Genomic DNA, 15,848 nt, shown 5'->3' on the forward strand with positions numbered 1-15,848 from the left:
GCCTCCACCGTTGACTGAAAGCTGATCTGCCTGCGAGCTGTGCGCCGGTCAGCGCGTGGCGCTCACCGCGTACTCCGACACCTCCGGCGCGACCGCGCGCCGGTCCACAATGGACTTCAGGATCTCGCCGACGCGGACCGCGGTGTTCGACAGCAGCGACGACGTGATGCCGTGCGTGTGCTCGGTCCCGCCCTGGAGGTAGAGCCCGCCGCGCACGGCCGGCTCCGTGGTGATGCGGTAGTCGCGCTCCACGCGCAGCCGGCCCTCGGCATCGCGCCGGCACGCCGTGGCCAGGTCACCGAGCAGCGGCGTGGGATCCGCGGGGAGGTAGCCGGTGGCGTAGACCAGTGCGTCGGCGTCGAGCACCGTGCGTTCGCCGGTGGTCAGGGTTTCGACAGTGGCGCTCACGTGGGTGCCGTGGTCGGTGACGTCGACGGGGCGGGACACGTTGAACAGCCGCAGCCGTTCGACGCCGCGCACCTTCTCCTGGTACGTGCGCCGGTAGAGCTCGTCGATGAGATCGAGGTCCACGGCGGAGTAGTTGGTGGCGCCGTGGTAGCGCATGAGCCGGTCCTTGACGGGCTCGCTCGCGGCGTAGAAGTGGTCCACGGCCTCGGGGTCGAAGATGCGGTTGGCGAACGAGCTGTCGTCGGCCGGGCTGTAGCCGTAGCGCGCGAACACCGCGCACACCTCGGCCCGCGGGAACTCGTCGTGCAGCAGCGCCGCGACCTCCGCCGCGCTCTGCCCGGCACCGACCACCACGAACCGGCGCGCGTCGCTGCCGCGCAGCCCCTCGACGCGCGGCAGCAGCTCGCTGTTGTGCCAGATCCGCTCACCCGCGGTGATCCCGTCGGGCAGGTTGGGCCGCAACCCGGTGCTCAGCACGAGGTTGCGGGCGCGCAGCTCGACAACTTCACCGGCCTCACCGCCGCACCGTGCGCGCACGTCGAAGAACACCACCTCGCCGCCGTCGCGGACCGGCTCGACGGAGAGCACTTCCGTGCCGTAGGAGACGAGGTCGTCGACCTTCGCCGCCGCCCACTCGAAGTAGTCGTGGAACTCGATCCGCAGCGGGAACAGGTTCTTGTGGTTGATGAAGTCGACCAGCCTGCCCTTGGCGTGCAGGTAGTTCAGGAAGCTGAACTCGCTCGTCGGGTTGCGCATGGTCGCGAGGTCCTTGAGGAACGAGACCTGCATCGTCGCGTTGTCGATCAGCATGCCGCGGTGCCAGCCGAACCGGGGCTGGCGCTCCAGGAAGTGCGCGGTGACCGTGCCGCTCGACCCGGGCGCGGCGTTGTGCTCGGTCAGGGCGATCGCGAGAGCGAGGTTCGAAGGCCCGAAGCCCACCCCCACCACGTCGTACACCGGCACCTGGCCCTCGACCACTGCTCGTGACATGAAAGTCCCCTAGCGCGGCACTGCCGCATCTCGGTTCTCGGCTCGGCTCTCCACAGCGAAAAAGCTCAGGAAACCCTAACCTAACTTAGGAGAGGCTCAGCTAGTACCTTGTGGGTGATGTTCGTCCCGCCGACCGCTCGACTTCGAAAGGGAATCGCCGATGCGCGTGGCCATGTTCGGCTACCAGACCTGGGGGCACCGCACCCTGCGAGCGCTGATCGACGCAGGTCACGAGGTCGTCCTCGTGGTCACGCACCCCAAGAGCGACCACGCCTACGAGAAGATCTGGGACGATTCGGTGGCGGAGCTGGCCGCGGCGAACGGCATCCCCGCGCTGCTGCGGAACCGGCCGGACGATCCGGAGCTGCTGGCCGAGCTCAAGGCCGCGGAGCCGGAGCTGATCGTGGCGAACAACTGGCGCACGTGGCTGCCGCCGGAGATCTTCACCCTGCCCGAGTTCGGCACGCTCAACGTCCACGACTCGCTGCTGCCCGCGTACGCCGGCTTCTCGCCGCTGATCTGGGCCCTCATCAACGGTGAGCCCGAGGTCGGGGTGACCGCACACCTGATGAACGCCGAGCTCGACGCGGGTGACATCGTGGTCCAGCGCGCCGTCCCGGTCGGCCCGGAGGACACCACGACGGACCTGTTCCACCGGACCGTGGACCTCATCGAGCCGATCGTCACCGAGGCGCTCTCGCTCATCGGGACGGGCACCGTGGTGCCGCTCCCCCAGGACCGCTCGAAGGCGAGCTTTTTCCACAAGCGCGCCCCGCGCGACAGCCTCATCGACTGGACGTGGCCGGCCGCGGACATCGAGCGCCTGGTTCGCGCGCAGTCGGATCCGTACCCGAACGCGTTCACCTACCACCGCGGCGCCGAACTGCGGATCGTCCGCGCCTCGGTGTCGGCGGGCCACTACGGCGGCACACCGGGGCGCATCTTCATCAGGGAAGGCGACGGCGTGGTGATCGTCGCCGGCCCGGACGCCCGGCGCGGACACTCCCCCGGCCTGCTGGTCGAGCGCGTCCGCACGGCCGACGGCGCGGACCTCGCGGCGGCCGACTACTTCACGACGATGGGCGGGTACCTCACCGATCGGCCCTGAGCGGTCGAATCGCCGGAATCGCCGGTGGGACGGGGTACGGTGACCGCAACCGTTTCCCGGCGGGGGCGCCGGGTGCCACGACCCTGGGGAGGGACCCGTCATGCCCACACCGATGTCCGCCGAACGCGCCCGCGAATTCCTCACCGAGGGCAACCGCAGCGGGGTGCTCGCCACGGTCCGCCCCGACGGCCGGCCGCACGCCGTGCCCGTGTGGTACGCGCCGGACGGCGCCGATCTGGTGATCAACGTCAGCCAGGACAGCGTGAAGGGCCGCGCGATCGCGGCGTCCGGTCAGGCCGCGCTGACGGTGCAGGAGGACGCGCCGCCCTACACCTTCGTCACCGTGGACGGCTCGGCGGAGATCGTCACCGACCCGGCGCGGGTGCGGGCCGGGTCGGAGCTGATCGCGCGGCGCTACCTGCCGGCCGAGGCCGTGGACGGGTTCGTCGGTTACGCGACCGCGCCGGGCAAGGTGCTCGTGGTGCTCCACCCCGCGCACACCGTCGGCATCGACGCCGTGGCCGGCTGAGCGCTCAGCTCTCGGTGACCTTGCCGTCGACGACTTCGAAGCGGCGGGTCACCGCGACGGCTTCCAGCATGCGGCGGTCGTGCGTCACCAGCAGCAGCGTGCCGGGGTAACGGTCCAAAGCGGACTCGAGCTGCTCGATCGCGGGCAGGTCCAGGTGGTTGGTCGGCTCGTCGAGCACGAGCAGGTTCACCCCGCGCGCTTGTAGCAGCGCCAGTGCGGCCCGCGTGCGTTCGCCGGGCGAGAGCGTCGCGGCGGGGCGCAGCACGTGCGCGGCCTTGAGGCCGAACTTGGCGAGCAGCGTGCGGACGTCGGCGTCGGGCAGCGCCGGCACCTCCAGCCCGAACGCCTCGGCCAGCGGGACGTCGCCCAGGAACAGCCGCCGCGCCTGGTCGACCTCACCCACGACAACACCGGGACCGAGCGCCGCGCTGCCTTCATCCAGCGGCAGCCGGCCGAGCAACGCGGCCAGCAGCATCGACTTGCCCGCGCCGTTCGCGCCGGTGATGGCCACCTTGTCCGCCCAGTCCACCTGCAGGTCGACCGGGCCGAGCGTGAACGAACCCCGCCGCACCACGGCGCCGCGCAGCGTCGCGGCCACCGCACCCGCGCGCGGGGCCGCGGCGATCTCCATCCGCAGTTCCCACTCCTTGCGCGGTTCCTCCACGACCTCGAGCCGTTCGATCATGCGCTCGGTCTGGCGCGCCTTCGCCGCCTGCTTCTCCGTGGACTCACTGCGGAACTTGCGGCCCACCTTGTCGTTGTCGGTCGACTTGCGCCGCGCGTTCTTCACGCCCTTCTCCATCCACGCGCGCTGCATCTGCCCGCGGGCCTCCAGCGACGCCTTCGTGGTGGCGAACTCCTCGTACTCCTCGCGCGCGTGCCGCCGGGCGACGGCGCGTTCCTCCAAATAGGACTCGTACCCGCCGCCGTAGGAGTTCACCTGCTGCTGCGCCAGATCCAGCTCCACGACGCGGTCGACGGTGCGCGCGAGGAACTCGCGGTCGTGGCTGACCAGCACGGTCCCGGCGCGCAGGCCGGTGACGAACCGCTCCAGCCGCGTGAGTCCGTCGAGGTCGAGGTCGTTGGTGGGCTCGTCGAGCAGGAACACGTCGTAGCGGCTCAGCAGCAGCGACGCGAGCCCGGCGCGCGCGGCCTGGCCGCCGGACAGCGACACCATCGGCTGGTCCAGGTCCACGGCCAGCCCGAGCTCCGCCGCGACCTCACCGGCGCGGTCGTCCAGGTCGGCGCCGCCGAGCGCGAGCCAGCGGTCCAGCGCGGCGCCGTACGCGTCATCCGCTCCGGCGGCCCCGGCCGTGAGCGCTTCGGTGGCGGCGTCGAGGTCGCGCTGCGCGTCGGCGACCCCGGTGCGGCGCGCGAGGAACTGCCGCACCGACTCCCCCGCCCGCCGTTCGGGCTCCTGCGGCAGGTGACCGACGGTGGCCGTCGGCGGGTTCAGGCGGATCTCCCCCGCCTCCGGGGGCTGCAGGCCGGCCAGCGTCCGCAGCAGCGTGGACTTGCCGGCACCGTTGACGCCGACGAGCCCGACGACGTCGCCGGGGGCCACGACCAGGTCGAGGCCGGAGAACAGGATGCGGTCGCCGTGGCCCGCGGCCAGGCCCTTCGCGACGAGTGTTGCGCTCATTTCCCGGCCGAGTCTACGGGGGCGCCCCCGATCGGCCGACGCGCTCCCAGTGTGTCGAGTGTCGTCCCGGTCACTCATCGTCGGTACCCTGGGCGGGTTGCGAATCCAGCGAGCAGTGAGGTCGGTGAAGACGATGGCGGAACCCGCCGGCACGGTCGCACTCGGCCAGAGGGCGAAGCAGCGGGAGCCCGGCTCGGCCCCGCCCCGGCCCACGGTCAGCAGGCGCCGCGAGGTCAGTCACGCGAGCGCGCGATCGCTGTTGATGACGGTGCTCGGCGAGTACGTGCTGCCGCGCGACCGTCCTGTGTGGACGTCGACGCTCGTCGAGGCGCTGGGCATGCTGGACGTGGAGGAGAAGTCGGCGCGCCAGGCGCTCGCGCGGTCGGCCGCCGAGGGCTGGCTGGTGTCCGAACGCGTCGGGCGCCGCGTCCGCTGGTCCCTCACGCCGCCCGGCCGGCGGCTGCTCACCGAAGGCGCCGAGCGGATCTACGCGTTCGGCCGCGAGGCCATCGCGTGGGAGGGCCGCTGGCTCATGCTCATCGTGTCGGTGCCCGAGGCCAAACGCGACCTCCGCCACCGCCTCCGCACCCGCCTGACCTGGGCCGGCTTCGGCTCGCCCGTCGCGGGCGTGTGGGTGAGCCCCGACCCGAGCCGCCAGCACGAAGCGCAGCAGATCGTCGCCGAACTCCAGCTCGACGCCCAGGCGATGTCGTTCACCGCGCAGTACGGCGAGGTCGGCGAGCAGGACAGCATGGTCGAGCGGTCCTGGGACCTGTCCGAGCTGACCGACCGCTACGAGGACTTCATCGACCGCTTCACCGGTCTGCGCCCGGCCGGCGGCCCGGCCGTGCTGCGCGCGCAGACCGAACTCGTGCACGAATGGCGCCGCTTCCCGTTCCTCGACCCGAGCCTGCCGGCCGAGCTGCTGCCCGCCGAGTGGAGCGGCCGCAAGGCGAGCGAGCTGTTCCACTGCAAGCACGTCGAGTGGCGCCCCGAAGCGCAGGAGTACTGGGACAAGCTGGTGGACACCGAGGACAAGGCGTGACGCACCTGGACCGCGAGGGCGACCTGGCGGTCCTGACGATCGACGAACCGCCGCTGAACCTGTACACGACCTCCCTGCAGTCTTCGCTCCTGGACGCCCTTTCGTCGCTCGAGACCACGCCGGCCCGGGCGCTGCTCATCCGCGCCGAAGGCCGCGTCGTGAGCGGCGGCGTCGACGTCGCCCTGTTCGACGCCCAGCGCTCGGCGGCCGAGGCCCGTGTCTTCCTCGATTCGCTGATGACGGTGCCCGACCGCCTCGCCGCCCTGCCGTTCCCCACGGTCTTCGCCGCCCACGGCTTGTGCCTCACGTGGGCCTTCGAGGTCGCTCTCGCCTGCGACCTGCTCCTCGCGGCCCCGCGGGCGAAGTTCGGCTTGGTCGAGAAGGTCGTCGGCCTGACCCCGGCCATGGGCGGCACCCAGCGCCTGGCCGCGCGGGCCGGCGTCGTGCGGGCCAAGGAGTTCGTCTACACGGGCGAGACATACTCCGCCACGGCCCTGGCGCAGTGGAACGTCGTCAACCGCGTGCTGCCGGACGAGGACTTCGACTCCGCCGCCCGCGCCTTCACCGCCGCACTCGCCGCCGGCCCGACGCGCGCCCACGCCGCCACCAAACGCGTGCTGGCCCACTTCGAACACGGCGGGGTGCCGGAGGCCAACGCCCGCGTCACGGCCATCGCCGCGGAACTCTTCGACACCGAGGACCTCCGGGGCGCGGTGAAGTCGTTCCTCACGGACGGCCCGGGCAAGGCCACTTTTACCGGGCGCTGAACGTCGCTGTGTCCCGCGGTCAGCCGCGCCGGGTGGCGCGGACGACGACGTCGTGGAGGGGCACGCCGTGGAGCATCCGCTGCGGTTCCTCGGCGGTGACGATCTCCCACTCCGTCTGGTCGAGGCGGGCCGTGACGGCCGCGGCGGTGGCCGACGCCTCGGCGGGCGGGTGGTGGCCGTGACCGGTGTGCACGTGGCCGACGATCAGCAAGGTGCCGCCGGGCGCGACCCAGCGGGCGAGGCGGTCGTAGAAGGCCGGCTGTGGCATCGCCGGGTGGGCGTAGTGGGTGGTGACCAGGTCGAACCGCGTGCCCGGGTCCCAGGTGGTCAGGTCGGCTTCCACCCAGCGGACGCGCTCGGCGCCGGCGGCGCGCGCGAGCGCTTCGGACGAGATGTCGGCGGCGGTCACCTGCCACCCGCGTCCGGCCAGCCAGCGCGCTTCGGCGCCGGCGCCGCACCCTGCGTCCAGTGCCGTGCCCGGCTTCAGCTCACTCGTTTCCCGCGCGAGGTACGGGTTGGGCGGGGCTACTCCGGTGCTTCCGCTCCAGTGCCGCTCCCAGTACTGCTTGTCGAACTCGGGCATCAGTCGTCCTCCTCGGCTCCCTTCGATCTTGCCGACCCGTCCGGCGGATCGGCAAAACTTGTTGCCGGACTGGCAAACTTTCGGCGTGAACACGACCCCACCTCGGCGCATTCAGCCCGCTGAACGTGGTTTTCCAACGCGAACAATGTCCACGTTTGTGCTTGACGCAGGTGGTCTGGACCACCACACTGAACGCAGCGCTCACCGGTGATCGAGATCGACGACGACCTCCCTTCCCCCCACCGAGGAGAGCCATGTCCACACGCCGATCGAGGAAGTTCTGGTCCCTCGCCGCGTTGATCCCCGTCAGCCTGGGGCTCCTGACCGCGCCGGTGCCGGCGTCGGCCGCGCCCGCCGCGTTCACGCATCCGGGTGTGCTCGTGAGCAAATCGCAGCTGGATTTCGTGCGGGACAAGGTGAACGCGGGCGCGCAGCCGTGGAAGAGCGCCTACGACCAGATGATGGGCAGCACGTACGCGTCGCTGTCGCGCACCCCGAAACCGCGTTCGGTCGTCGAGTGCGGCTCGTACTCGAACCCGAACAACGGCTGCACCGACGAACGCGAAGACGCCATCGCCGCGTACACCGACGCCCTCGCCTGGTACTTCACCCAGGACGCCCGCTACGCGCAAAAGGCCATCGCCCTGATGGACGCGTGGTCGGGCACGATCACGGACCACACCAACAGCAACGCGCCGCTGCAGACGGGCTGGGCGGGTGCGTCGTGGTCGCGCGCCGCCGAGCTCATCAAGTCGACCTACTCGAGCTGGCCCAACGCCGGCCGCTTCGCGACGATGCTGCGCACCGTGTACCTGCCGAAGCTGCTCGTCGGCAGCAACAGCAACGGCAACTGGGAACTCGTGATGATGGAGGCGGCCGTCGGCATCTCCGTCTTCCTCGACGACAAGTCCAGCTACGACCAGGCCATGACGCGCTACCGCAACCGCGTGGCCGCCTACGTCTACCTCTCCACCGACGGCGCCCTCCCCAAGACCGTCCCCGGCAGCGGGCTCTCGACCCGCGACCAGATCGTGAACTACTGGCAGAAACAGTCCACCTTCATGACCGGCCTCACCCAGGAAACCTGCCGCGACTTCGTCCACACGGGCTACGGCATCGCCTCCATCGCCGACGTGGCCGAAACCGCGCGCATCCAGGGCCAGGACCTGTATTCCACCGACGTCGGCGAACGCCTCCGCCAAGCCCTCGGCTTCCAATCCAAGTACCAACTCGGCGCCGCCGTCCCCACCAACCTCTGCGGCGGCCACCTGAACCTCGGCCTGGGCCCCGTGACCGAAGTGGGCTTCAACGCCCTCCACGGCCGCCTCGGCATCGCCATGACCAACACCCAGACCCTCACCGAACGCCAACGCCCGGCCGGCACCAACAACCTTTTCGTCGCCTGGCAAACCCTCACCCACGCCGGCAACCCGAACTGACCCCCGCGGCTCGCCCGGGACCCGCCCTGCTCGCGGGTCCCGGGCTCACGCTCTGTGGCCGCGGTTTCCGCAGGTGGGGCCCCCAATGCGGACCTCCTTGCAACCCCCTGATCGCGACCCGCTACAGTATTCCCATCGCGCTTCACGGAGCACTCCGCGGAGCACGGGTCCGGGCTGTGGCGCAGTTTGGTAGCGCACTTGACTGGGGGTCAAGGGGTCGCAGGTTCAAATCCTGTCAGCCCGACCGGACAAAACGCAGGGCCCCTGAGCGGTAAATTCGCTGCTCAGGGGCCCTTTTTGTAGATCACACCTCGAGGCTTCAGTTGATCTTGAGGCTTCCGTCTTGGGGACAGGTTGGGGACAGGCGCGAACTCTCACTGGTGGTTCACACGGCCCGCAGCCTCGGGCGCTTCGGCGCGGACAGGTGCCTGGTCAGCATGTCTCCCGCGTCGGTGATCGACTGGCGATCAGGGTGAAGGTACCGCTGAGTCGTCGACAGGGAGCCGTGGCCAGCGATCTTGCGCAGCACGTGAACCGGCACGCCGGCGTCCGCCATCCATGTAAGGCCGGTGTGGCGCAGATCGTGACGGCGGAGGTGTTCGAAGCCGAGCGACGTGACGACGTCGTCCCAGTGGGTCGCGTCGCGGAGGATGGCCGTCGTGATTCGTCCACCACGCGGTCCTGTGAACAGCCGAGCCATTGGGTTCGACCCAACCGCGTCGAGGCGACTCGCCACAAGCGGACGGATCTCCTCGATCAGCGGCACTTCCCGGGCTCGTTTACCCTTCGTGGCCTTGTCAATCAGCCCACCTGGCGCCGTGGTTGTCTGCCGACGTACGGTCCACAGCCACGCGCTCCGGTCGATGTCGCACACTCGAACACCTGACACCTCTCCGATTCGCGCAGCGGTAGACGCCTTGAACTTGACGATGTTCCCCCATCCAGGGAACTGGCCGGCCGACGTTTCGACCAGGGCGTCGGCGAGGCGCTCAAGCGTCTCCCAGTCCGGAAGGGCCAGCGAACGGGGGTCGTCAAGTTCGTCCTCAGCCAGCTGAAATTCGCGCTGCCAGCCCGTGATCCGCGCCGGGTTGCGCGCGATAAGTTCGTCGCGGTACGCCTGCTCCATCACCCGAACGAGCATCGCCAGACTGTTTTTGATAGTCGACTTGCTGCAACCGTCGGCAATCCAACTCATCGCGGCGCGGTCGACCGCGCCGTACGTGACCATCTGGACGGGTAGGTGCCCGAGCGTCGGCTTGACGCGTTTTTTCCACCCTGCCAGGTAGGGGTCAGTGGTTTTTGCCGCCAGTCCGCGAAGGGCAATGGACAGGTTGTGATCGCCGTACTCGCCGAGCGGCATCATGCCTGCGGCGGGGTCGACGCCACTGGCAGCTGCCCGTTCCATGCTTTCGATCCACGCCTTCGCCTCGTCCTCGGTCACGTGCGAACGCGAGATCGACGGGTAGTCGTCGGTGGCGGGATCGCTCCATCGCACCCGCGCGCGGTACGGCTTAGGCCGTCCTCCTCGGTACTCGATGTCAGTGGCGAGCGAGACGCCCATGGGTGGCACTGTGTACCGCTTCTTCGCCTGAGTCATGTGTCCCCTTTGTCTCGGCCGCGCCTTTCGTTGCGGGATTCATTTCGGAATGGCGACAGCCAATCCGGGGCATTCCAATGAGGCCTGGAGTGAAGTTGTAAGAGTCAAGTTCCACGACGTGATTTCCCTGGTCCTCCGTCGTTAACACACCTTGACCTCGACCAAATGACCGTAACTCAATTGACGCCCGACGACAAGCGAAACTGCTCCCTGCAATTGTCGCCAATTCTGCTCAATTCTGAGATCTCTCTACATTTGCTCGTGTTGCAAAGAAGCCACTCGCTTGACTGTCAACTGCTGGCGTCCGGGCACCCGCTGGACTGCGGAGAGTGGCAACGCGGCCTCGGTGCGCCCGCCGGCCGCAACCTTCTGCCCGTTAGTTCTGACGCCGACCTGGGAATGCTCGGAACGCCTGGTCGCGGGAGGTAGCAGTTTCGCGACACTGGGCGTGTCCAGCATCCGTGCGCAGCAGTTCGTGGGCCAGGTGGTGGACCAAGATCACCGGTTTTGAGGCTGCTGGCGGCCGCGTAGAGCGATCAGGGCCGGGGTCAGCGAGTGACCGCGCGCACTACGTCGCCGCCCAAGAGGGGTTTGTCGGCAGGCCCCTTGATGTAGGGACCCCGGTAGATGACCTTGTGGGTTTGCTCGGACGGGTACCACTGGCGGACCTTGTGCATCCGAACTACCCACCGGTGCTGCCAGTCCCGGGCCGGCGCCGCAGCATCCTCGGCAGGCTGCTCGGCGGATTGTTCCGGTCGACGGACCTGCACGACGCGTATCTCGGCAGGTGCTCCGAGCCGTTCGGCGGCGACGCGGGCGCTGTGCGTGGGCGGTGCCTGGTCTTGCACGCCGATACGCTGGTCGCAGAGCCGCCAGAAGGCGTAGAGGAAGCGCAGGACGAAGGTGTGGTCGCTGTCGTCGATTTCGCTGCCGGGCACGTACTCGCCGACCACTTGGTCTGTCTGTTCACCTCCGTCACCGGCGGCGTCGGTCTGGCGGCGGGCGATGTCGCGGGCCGCGTGCGTCATGCGGCGCATCACGTCGGGATCGTCCTCGCTCGGGTCATGGTGGAACACGAAGGGGCGCCTGGCGTCCGGTATGAGCGGCGGGAGGACGACGTCCACCGAGCGGGCATAGTCCAGGAATTCGGTCCAGTTGTCTGGGCGAACCGGGCCGTGGGTGCCGTAGTAGGCCGCGACGCGGGCGGCGGGGTATTCCATGACCTTGCGGTGCTTCGGCGACCGGAAGAACGCGGTAGCCGGTGTGGTCCATGTGATCGCGCGCGTGTCGGTGAGGTCTCCGTCCACAGCACGGCTGATCACGGCGTGCGGGAGCATGATCAGCCCGGTTGGGCTGGGCAGGTCCTCCGGACCGACCAGAGCGAGGTCGTCGCGCGTGAGCGTCTGGGCCGCGGCGAGGACGACGTCGCACATCTGCGGGCTCACCACGTACAGCTGGGCTTCGGCGAGATTGCGGGCGTCATCGTCGAGTACCATCCGGGCTGCGCTCGTCAGGTTCGACGGTATCTGCCGGTCGGTGTAGCCCAGTGCGCCGAAGTACGCCAGCCGAGCCGCATCGCGATTGCCCGCGTAAGTACGCAGGTTGATCTGGAACTGCCTCGACAGGCTGCTCGCCTCGACTCGCATCGCCAGATCGGTGCTGCGCAGGTACTTCGCCGTGGCCACCTGCGCATCCCTTGCTGCGCGGGCCGCTCCCGCCGCAGTCCAGGACTTGCGCTCCTTCTTCTTGCCCACCTGCGCCCCCTCGGAAGAACATCCTTTGCCGGTGCGGTTCTTCCAGCACTCAACCCGGTGTACCACATCAGGGTCAGGCTTGGACGACAGCCAATCCGCCCGCATTCGGCGGACTGTGAACGGCTTAGCGGCGCTCAAGTTCGGTTTCGGCCGCACCTTGCTGCGGGGGTCAACCCACAACCCTCGCCTTGCAAAAGTGGGGGCTCGTCCCTTCAGGTGTGTCTAGCGCCGGTCACTCTGATCCGAACGTTGGCTGGGTTGGCTGTGATGCCCCTGCGCGACGGGCGTTCGCAGTCATCATGTCTGTCATTGATCAACTTCGGTAGCAAGTCATCGCGGTGGAACTTGTAACGAAGCGACGCGAGCTCTCCCAGCGTGACTGCCGTAGTACGGGACGATATCGAGCCAGCGGCGGGGGCGGGTTTTCGCGTGTGCCCTCATCCCCCGAAAATGAGCCCGTGAGCCTCACAGCTGCTGGAGGGAGCCACCTTTGGCCCCGCTGCGTGATCGTCCTCGGACAACCTGACGATCAGTGCTCGGGTGTGCAGGTCAGCGGCTTCGACCGCTGCTTGGCTCACCTCGACTCAACCGAGCTCAATAGCTTCCTTCTACATCTTTCGCCAGGCGCGGACCTCGATGTTCGTGGAACGACCCTTGGTTCAGAGCTACTTAGCCAACTCAAGGACGCGCTCACGCCGTCAGATGTAGTGGGAGCGCCTACACGGGTAGGTCGTGCACGCTTCACCGGCGCGATCTTCACCGGGGAGAAGGCCGACTTCTCCGGCACGACCTTCGCCGGGGACGCCGACTTCGACCGTACGACCTTCATGGGGTACGGCAGCTTCTCCGGCGCGACCTTCAGCCAGCTCGCCAACTTCAGATTCACAACCTTCACCTGGGCCGGGGCCGCTAACTTCAAACGTACAACCTTCGCCGGCACCGCCAGCTTCCGCCGCGCGACCTTCACCGGCGGCGCCGGTTTCACCGACGCAACGTTCGCCGGGTACGCAACGTTCGTCCGCACATCCTTCACGAGGGACGCCGTGTTCACGGAGGCGACCTTCAGCCAGCGCGCCGACTTCTCCAGGGTGACCTTCAGTCGGCGCGCTGACTACAGCGGCACGACCTTCATGGGGTCCGGCAGCTTCAGCGGCGCGACCTTCACGGGGGACGCTGATTTCGCTTCCAAAATCCTCGCCCGCACGACGACCTTTACCGGGGACGCTGACTTCGGCGGCGCAACCTTCACCAGCGCCGCCAGCTTCCGCAACACGGTCTTCGTCCGAAATGCCTGCTTCCGTGAGACGGTCTTCACCAGTAGCAAGCTTCTGGGACCCCTGACAGCTGATTGGCTGGATCTTCGAGGGGCACAGTTTGGAGCCGCCGTCGTTGTTCAAGCCGAAACCGGCGAGGTGTCGTGCCGATGGACGCGGTTCTCCGGTGGGGTGGAACTGCGCGTTCGGCATGGCCGTGTCGATCTCGCTGACGCCCACCTGGGTGCGGCCTCGTCACTCGCGCCGTCAGTGGCGCAGAACACCGGGCGCCGAGCAACCACCCTCGAACCCGCCCCGGCACATGCCACCAGAGAACAAGTCAAAAGCTGGCAAGCAAAGAACGGCGCCGTTGATCATCGTCCAGTATTGGTATCTCTGCGCGGCACCGACGTCTCGGAACTTGCGCTGACCGATGTTGACTTGCGCTGGTGTCGATTCGCCGGAGCACATCACCTGGACAAACTACGCATCGAAGGTGATAGTCCGTTCCCGCGCCCGCCCCAGGCCTGGTGGCGTTCCGCGCGGCAGGGGCTGTTCGAGGAGCACATCTGGCGGGCCCGCCGTACGCCGAGGTCCGGGTGGCTGGGCTCCACACCCTACGACAGGCCCGAAGACCGCATCGAACAGGTTGGGCCGGACCGTCTGGCGGCGTTGTACCGCTCGTTGCGAAAGGCGCTCGAAGACGGCAAAAATGAGGCAGGAGCGGGCGATTTCTACTTCGGCGAGCAAGAGGCACGCCGACGCGCCATACGCACATCCCCCGTAGAACGGGGCGTGCTGCTCGTCTACTGGCTAGTCTCCGGCTACGGGCAGCGAGCATCACGCGCCGTCGCTGCGCTCGTCGGCTTGGTCGCCATCGTCATCGTTCTGCTCGTCAGTTGTGGCCTCGCGGCTCCCGGGCCAGGGTCGCAGTCCACAACGGCAACTCGACCGACCCCAGGCGGCGGTCAGGCGACAGTCACCTTCGTTGAGGACATCCCACCAAGGTTGCCGGCCGCCGGAACTCGCTGGACCTGGGATCGAGTTGACACATCTGCTCGGATCGCGCTGGGCGCAGTCGTCTTTCGCGACACCAGCCAGAAGCTGACGACGGCGGGCACGTGGACGGTCATGTTCGCCCGATTCGCGGGGCCGATCCTGCTCGCACTTGCCGCACTCGCTGTGCGCGCCCGCGTGAAACGCTGACCAGTTGCCGAGACCTTCTGATCCGTAGTTCTAACGCTGACCTGGGGATACACGGAACGCCTGGTCGCGGCAGGCAGCAGTTACATCAAACTGGGCGTGTCCGGCACCGGTGGGCAGCAGTTCGTGGACCAGATTGTGGACCAAGATCAACCCGAGGCGGCGATCCCACCTCGACGTCACCGACACGCGCCGGGGCACGCAAGTCCACCTTGCGGGATGGTGTAACCGTGTAGAGGGTGCCCCCTCCCCGGTCGGTGCCGGTAACGTTTCGGTGCGTGACTGTGGGGGAAAGTGCGCAGGACGAGCTGACTGCGGTCGAGCGCGAGCTAGTGGAGCATGTTGAGCGCGGAGACCTTCTTGACCTGGCCGGAGATGGGCGCGTGGACGAAGGTGCCATGCGGAGCTGGGGAGAGGAGCAGACGATTCGCGCGTGGGTCTTGCGCAGCATCGTTCGTGGCCAGCTCGCCCCGACCGCAGACCCGCACGGAGTACGTCTGCGCGGTGCCCGCATCGCCGGCCGCCTGGACCTCGACAACATCACCAGCACGGTTGCTCTAGCCCTCATCGACTGTCTGCTGGACGAAGGGTGCTCCGTCAATAGCAGCCACCTGGCAGATCTCGACTTGTCTGGCTGTCGGCTCGAACATCCCAGTCTCGCGCCACTCTCGGCCGATCGAGTGGTTATCACCAGCCTCGACCTTGATCAAGCAACTGTGAATGCCGACAGCATGCAAGGCTGCGTCGACTTGCGGAGGGCTCAAATTGGTGACGTGAGCTGCGTTGGGACTACGCTACGCAACAACTCAGGCCCTGCGATCAACGCCACCGGGCTCCAGACCAACGCCGACGTGATTCTTAGCGACGGTTTCTCCGCGACCGGCAACGGAGACCTCGGCTCAGTACGCCTCCTCGGCGCCCACATCGGCGGCCAACTGTTCTGCCGCGGGGCGACGCTGCACAACGACTCAGGCCCCGCAATAGACGCCGACCGGCTCCAAACAGGCGGCAGCGTGTTCCTTAGCGACAGGTTCTCCGCGACCGGCAACGGAAACCGCGGCTTAGTACGCCTCCTCGGCGCCCACATCGGCAGCCAGCTGTTCTGCCGCGGGGCGACGCTGCACAACGACTCAGGCCCCGCCCTGAACGCCGACGGGCTCCAGACAGGCGACAGCGTGTTCCTTAGCGGCGGGTTCTCCGCGACCGGCGCCGGAGAACTCGGGACGATACGCCTCCTCGGCGCCCACATCGGCGGCGAGCTGTCCTGCAGTCAAGCGACGCTGTGTAACGACTCAGGCCCTGCGCTCAACGCCAACGGGCTCCAGACCGGCGCTGAGGTGTTCCTTAGCGACGGTTTCTCCGCGACCGGCACCGGCGACCGCGGGGCAATAGTCCTACACACCGGCCACATCGGCAGTCAACTCGTGTGCATTGGAGCGACGCTGTGTAACGACTCAGGCCCTGCGCTCAACGCCAACGGGCTCCAGACCGGCGCTGAGGTGTTCCTTAGCGACGGTTTCTCCGCGACCG

The 15,848-nt window shown here is 68.2% G+C and carries 11 protein-coding genes, 1 tRNA gene and 1 pseudogene; 8 read left to right on the forward strand and 5 right to left on the reverse strand.

The features are described 5' to 3' along the window. Positions 1 to 48 precede the first annotated feature (48 nt). The gene (locus ACIA77_RS06520) at positions 49 to 1,398 is read right to left on the reverse strand and encodes a lysine N(6)-hydroxylase/L-ornithine N(5)-oxygenase family protein (protein WP_395884761.1); all 1,350 of its coding nucleotides are present in this window, start codon (positions 1,396 to 1,398) and stop codon (positions 49 to 51) included. A gap of 160 nt (positions 1,399 to 1,558) precedes the next feature. Here ACIA77_RS06520 and ACIA77_RS06525 point away from each other — a divergent pair, with 160 nt between their 5' ends. Together ACIA77_RS06525 and ACIA77_RS06530 are read left to right on the forward strand one after the other, a co-directional pair. After that, positions 1,559 to 2,506 carry a methionyl-tRNA formyltransferase gene (locus ACIA77_RS06525; RefSeq protein WP_395884762.1) on the forward strand — a complete coding sequence of 316 codons (948 nt, stop codon included), beginning with the start codon at positions 1,559 to 1,561 and terminating at the stop codon, positions 2,504 to 2,506. Positions 2,507 to 2,606: 100 nt separating this feature from the next. Beyond that, positions 2,607 to 3,035 carry a PPOX class F420-dependent oxidoreductase gene (locus ACIA77_RS06530; protein WP_395884763.1) on the forward strand — a complete coding sequence of 143 codons (429 nt, stop codon included), beginning with the start codon at positions 2,607 to 2,609 and terminating at the stop codon, positions 3,033 to 3,035. Positions 3,036 to 3,039: 4 nt separating this feature from the next. Here the strand turns inward: ACIA77_RS06530 and ACIA77_RS06535 are convergent, their stop codons facing one another. After that, the gene (locus ACIA77_RS06535) at positions 3,040 to 4,677 is read right to left on the reverse strand and encodes an ABC-F family ATP-binding cassette domain-containing protein (RefSeq protein WP_395884764.1); all 1,638 of its coding nucleotides are present in this window, start codon (positions 4,675 to 4,677) and stop codon (positions 3,040 to 3,042) included. A gap of 133 nt (positions 4,678 to 4,810) precedes the next feature. On the opposite strand from ACIA77_RS06535, the gene ACIA77_RS06540 reads away from it, so the two are divergent. After that, positions 4,811 to 5,722, forward strand: a complete 912-nt coding sequence (locus tag ACIA77_RS06540) for a PaaX family transcriptional regulator C-terminal domain-containing protein (protein WP_395884765.1) — start codon at positions 4,811 to 4,813, stop codon at positions 5,720 to 5,722. Further along, positions 5,719 to 6,489 (forward strand): enoyl-CoA hydratase/isomerase family protein, encoded by a 771-nt coding sequence (locus tag ACIA77_RS06545; RefSeq protein ID WP_395884766.1) that lies wholly within the window; start codon positions 5,719 to 5,721, stop codon positions 6,487 to 6,489. The genes ACIA77_RS06540 and ACIA77_RS06545 overlap by 4 nt, the downstream gene beginning before the upstream one ends. A 19-nt stretch (positions 6,490 to 6,508) precedes the next feature. Here ACIA77_RS06545 and ACIA77_RS06550 read toward each other — a convergent pair whose 3' ends face one another. After that, a complete protein-coding gene (locus ACIA77_RS06550) occupies positions 6,509 to 7,072 on the reverse strand; it encodes a class I SAM-dependent methyltransferase (protein ID WP_395884767.1) in 564 nt (187 codons plus the stop codon). Positions 7,073 to 7,326: 254 nt separating this feature from the next. Between ACIA77_RS06550 and ACIA77_RS06555 the strand changes: the two genes are divergently transcribed. Further along, positions 7,327 to 8,511 carry an alginate lyase family protein gene (locus tag ACIA77_RS06555; RefSeq protein ID WP_395884768.1) on the forward strand — a complete coding sequence of 395 codons (1,185 nt, stop codon included), beginning with the start codon at positions 7,327 to 7,329 and terminating at the stop codon, positions 8,509 to 8,511. A gap of 170 nt (positions 8,512 to 8,681) precedes the next feature. Further along, positions 8,682 to 8,755, forward strand: a tRNA-Pro gene (locus tag ACIA77_RS06560). A gap of 141 nt (positions 8,756 to 8,896) precedes the next feature. Here ACIA77_RS06560 and ACIA77_RS06565 read toward each other — a convergent pair. Together ACIA77_RS06565 and ACIA77_RS06570 are read right to left on the reverse strand one after the other, a co-directional pair. Then, positions 8,897 to 10,072 (reverse strand): tyrosine-type recombinase/integrase, encoded by a 1,176-nt coding sequence (locus tag ACIA77_RS06565; protein WP_395884769.1) that lies wholly within the window; start codon positions 10,070 to 10,072, stop codon positions 8,897 to 8,899. 584 nt (positions 10,073 to 10,656) lie between these two features. Continuing rightward, positions 10,657 to 11,862, reverse strand: a complete 1,206-nt coding sequence (locus tag ACIA77_RS06570) for a hypothetical protein (protein WP_395884770.1) — start codon at positions 11,860 to 11,862, stop codon at positions 10,657 to 10,659. 503 nt (positions 11,863 to 12,365) lie between these two features. Here ACIA77_RS06570 and ACIA77_RS06575 point away from each other — a divergent pair. Both ACIA77_RS06575 and ACIA77_RS06580 read left to right on the forward strand, forming a co-directional pair. Beyond that, positions 12,366 to 14,321 (forward strand): pentapeptide repeat-containing protein, encoded by a 1,956-nt coding sequence (locus tag ACIA77_RS06575; protein ID WP_395884771.1) that lies wholly within the window; start codon positions 12,366 to 12,368, stop codon positions 14,319 to 14,321. Positions 14,322 to 14,596: 275 nt separating this feature from the next. Next, positions 14,597 to 15,848 (forward strand): annotated as a pseudogene (locus tag ACIA77_RS06580) (hypothetical protein); the annotation flags it as partial.

The organism is Amycolatopsis sp. NPDC051903 (genome assembly GCF_044452505.1).
Classification (GTDB): domain Bacteria; phylum Actinomycetota; class Actinomycetes; order Mycobacteriales; family Pseudonocardiaceae; genus Amycolatopsis.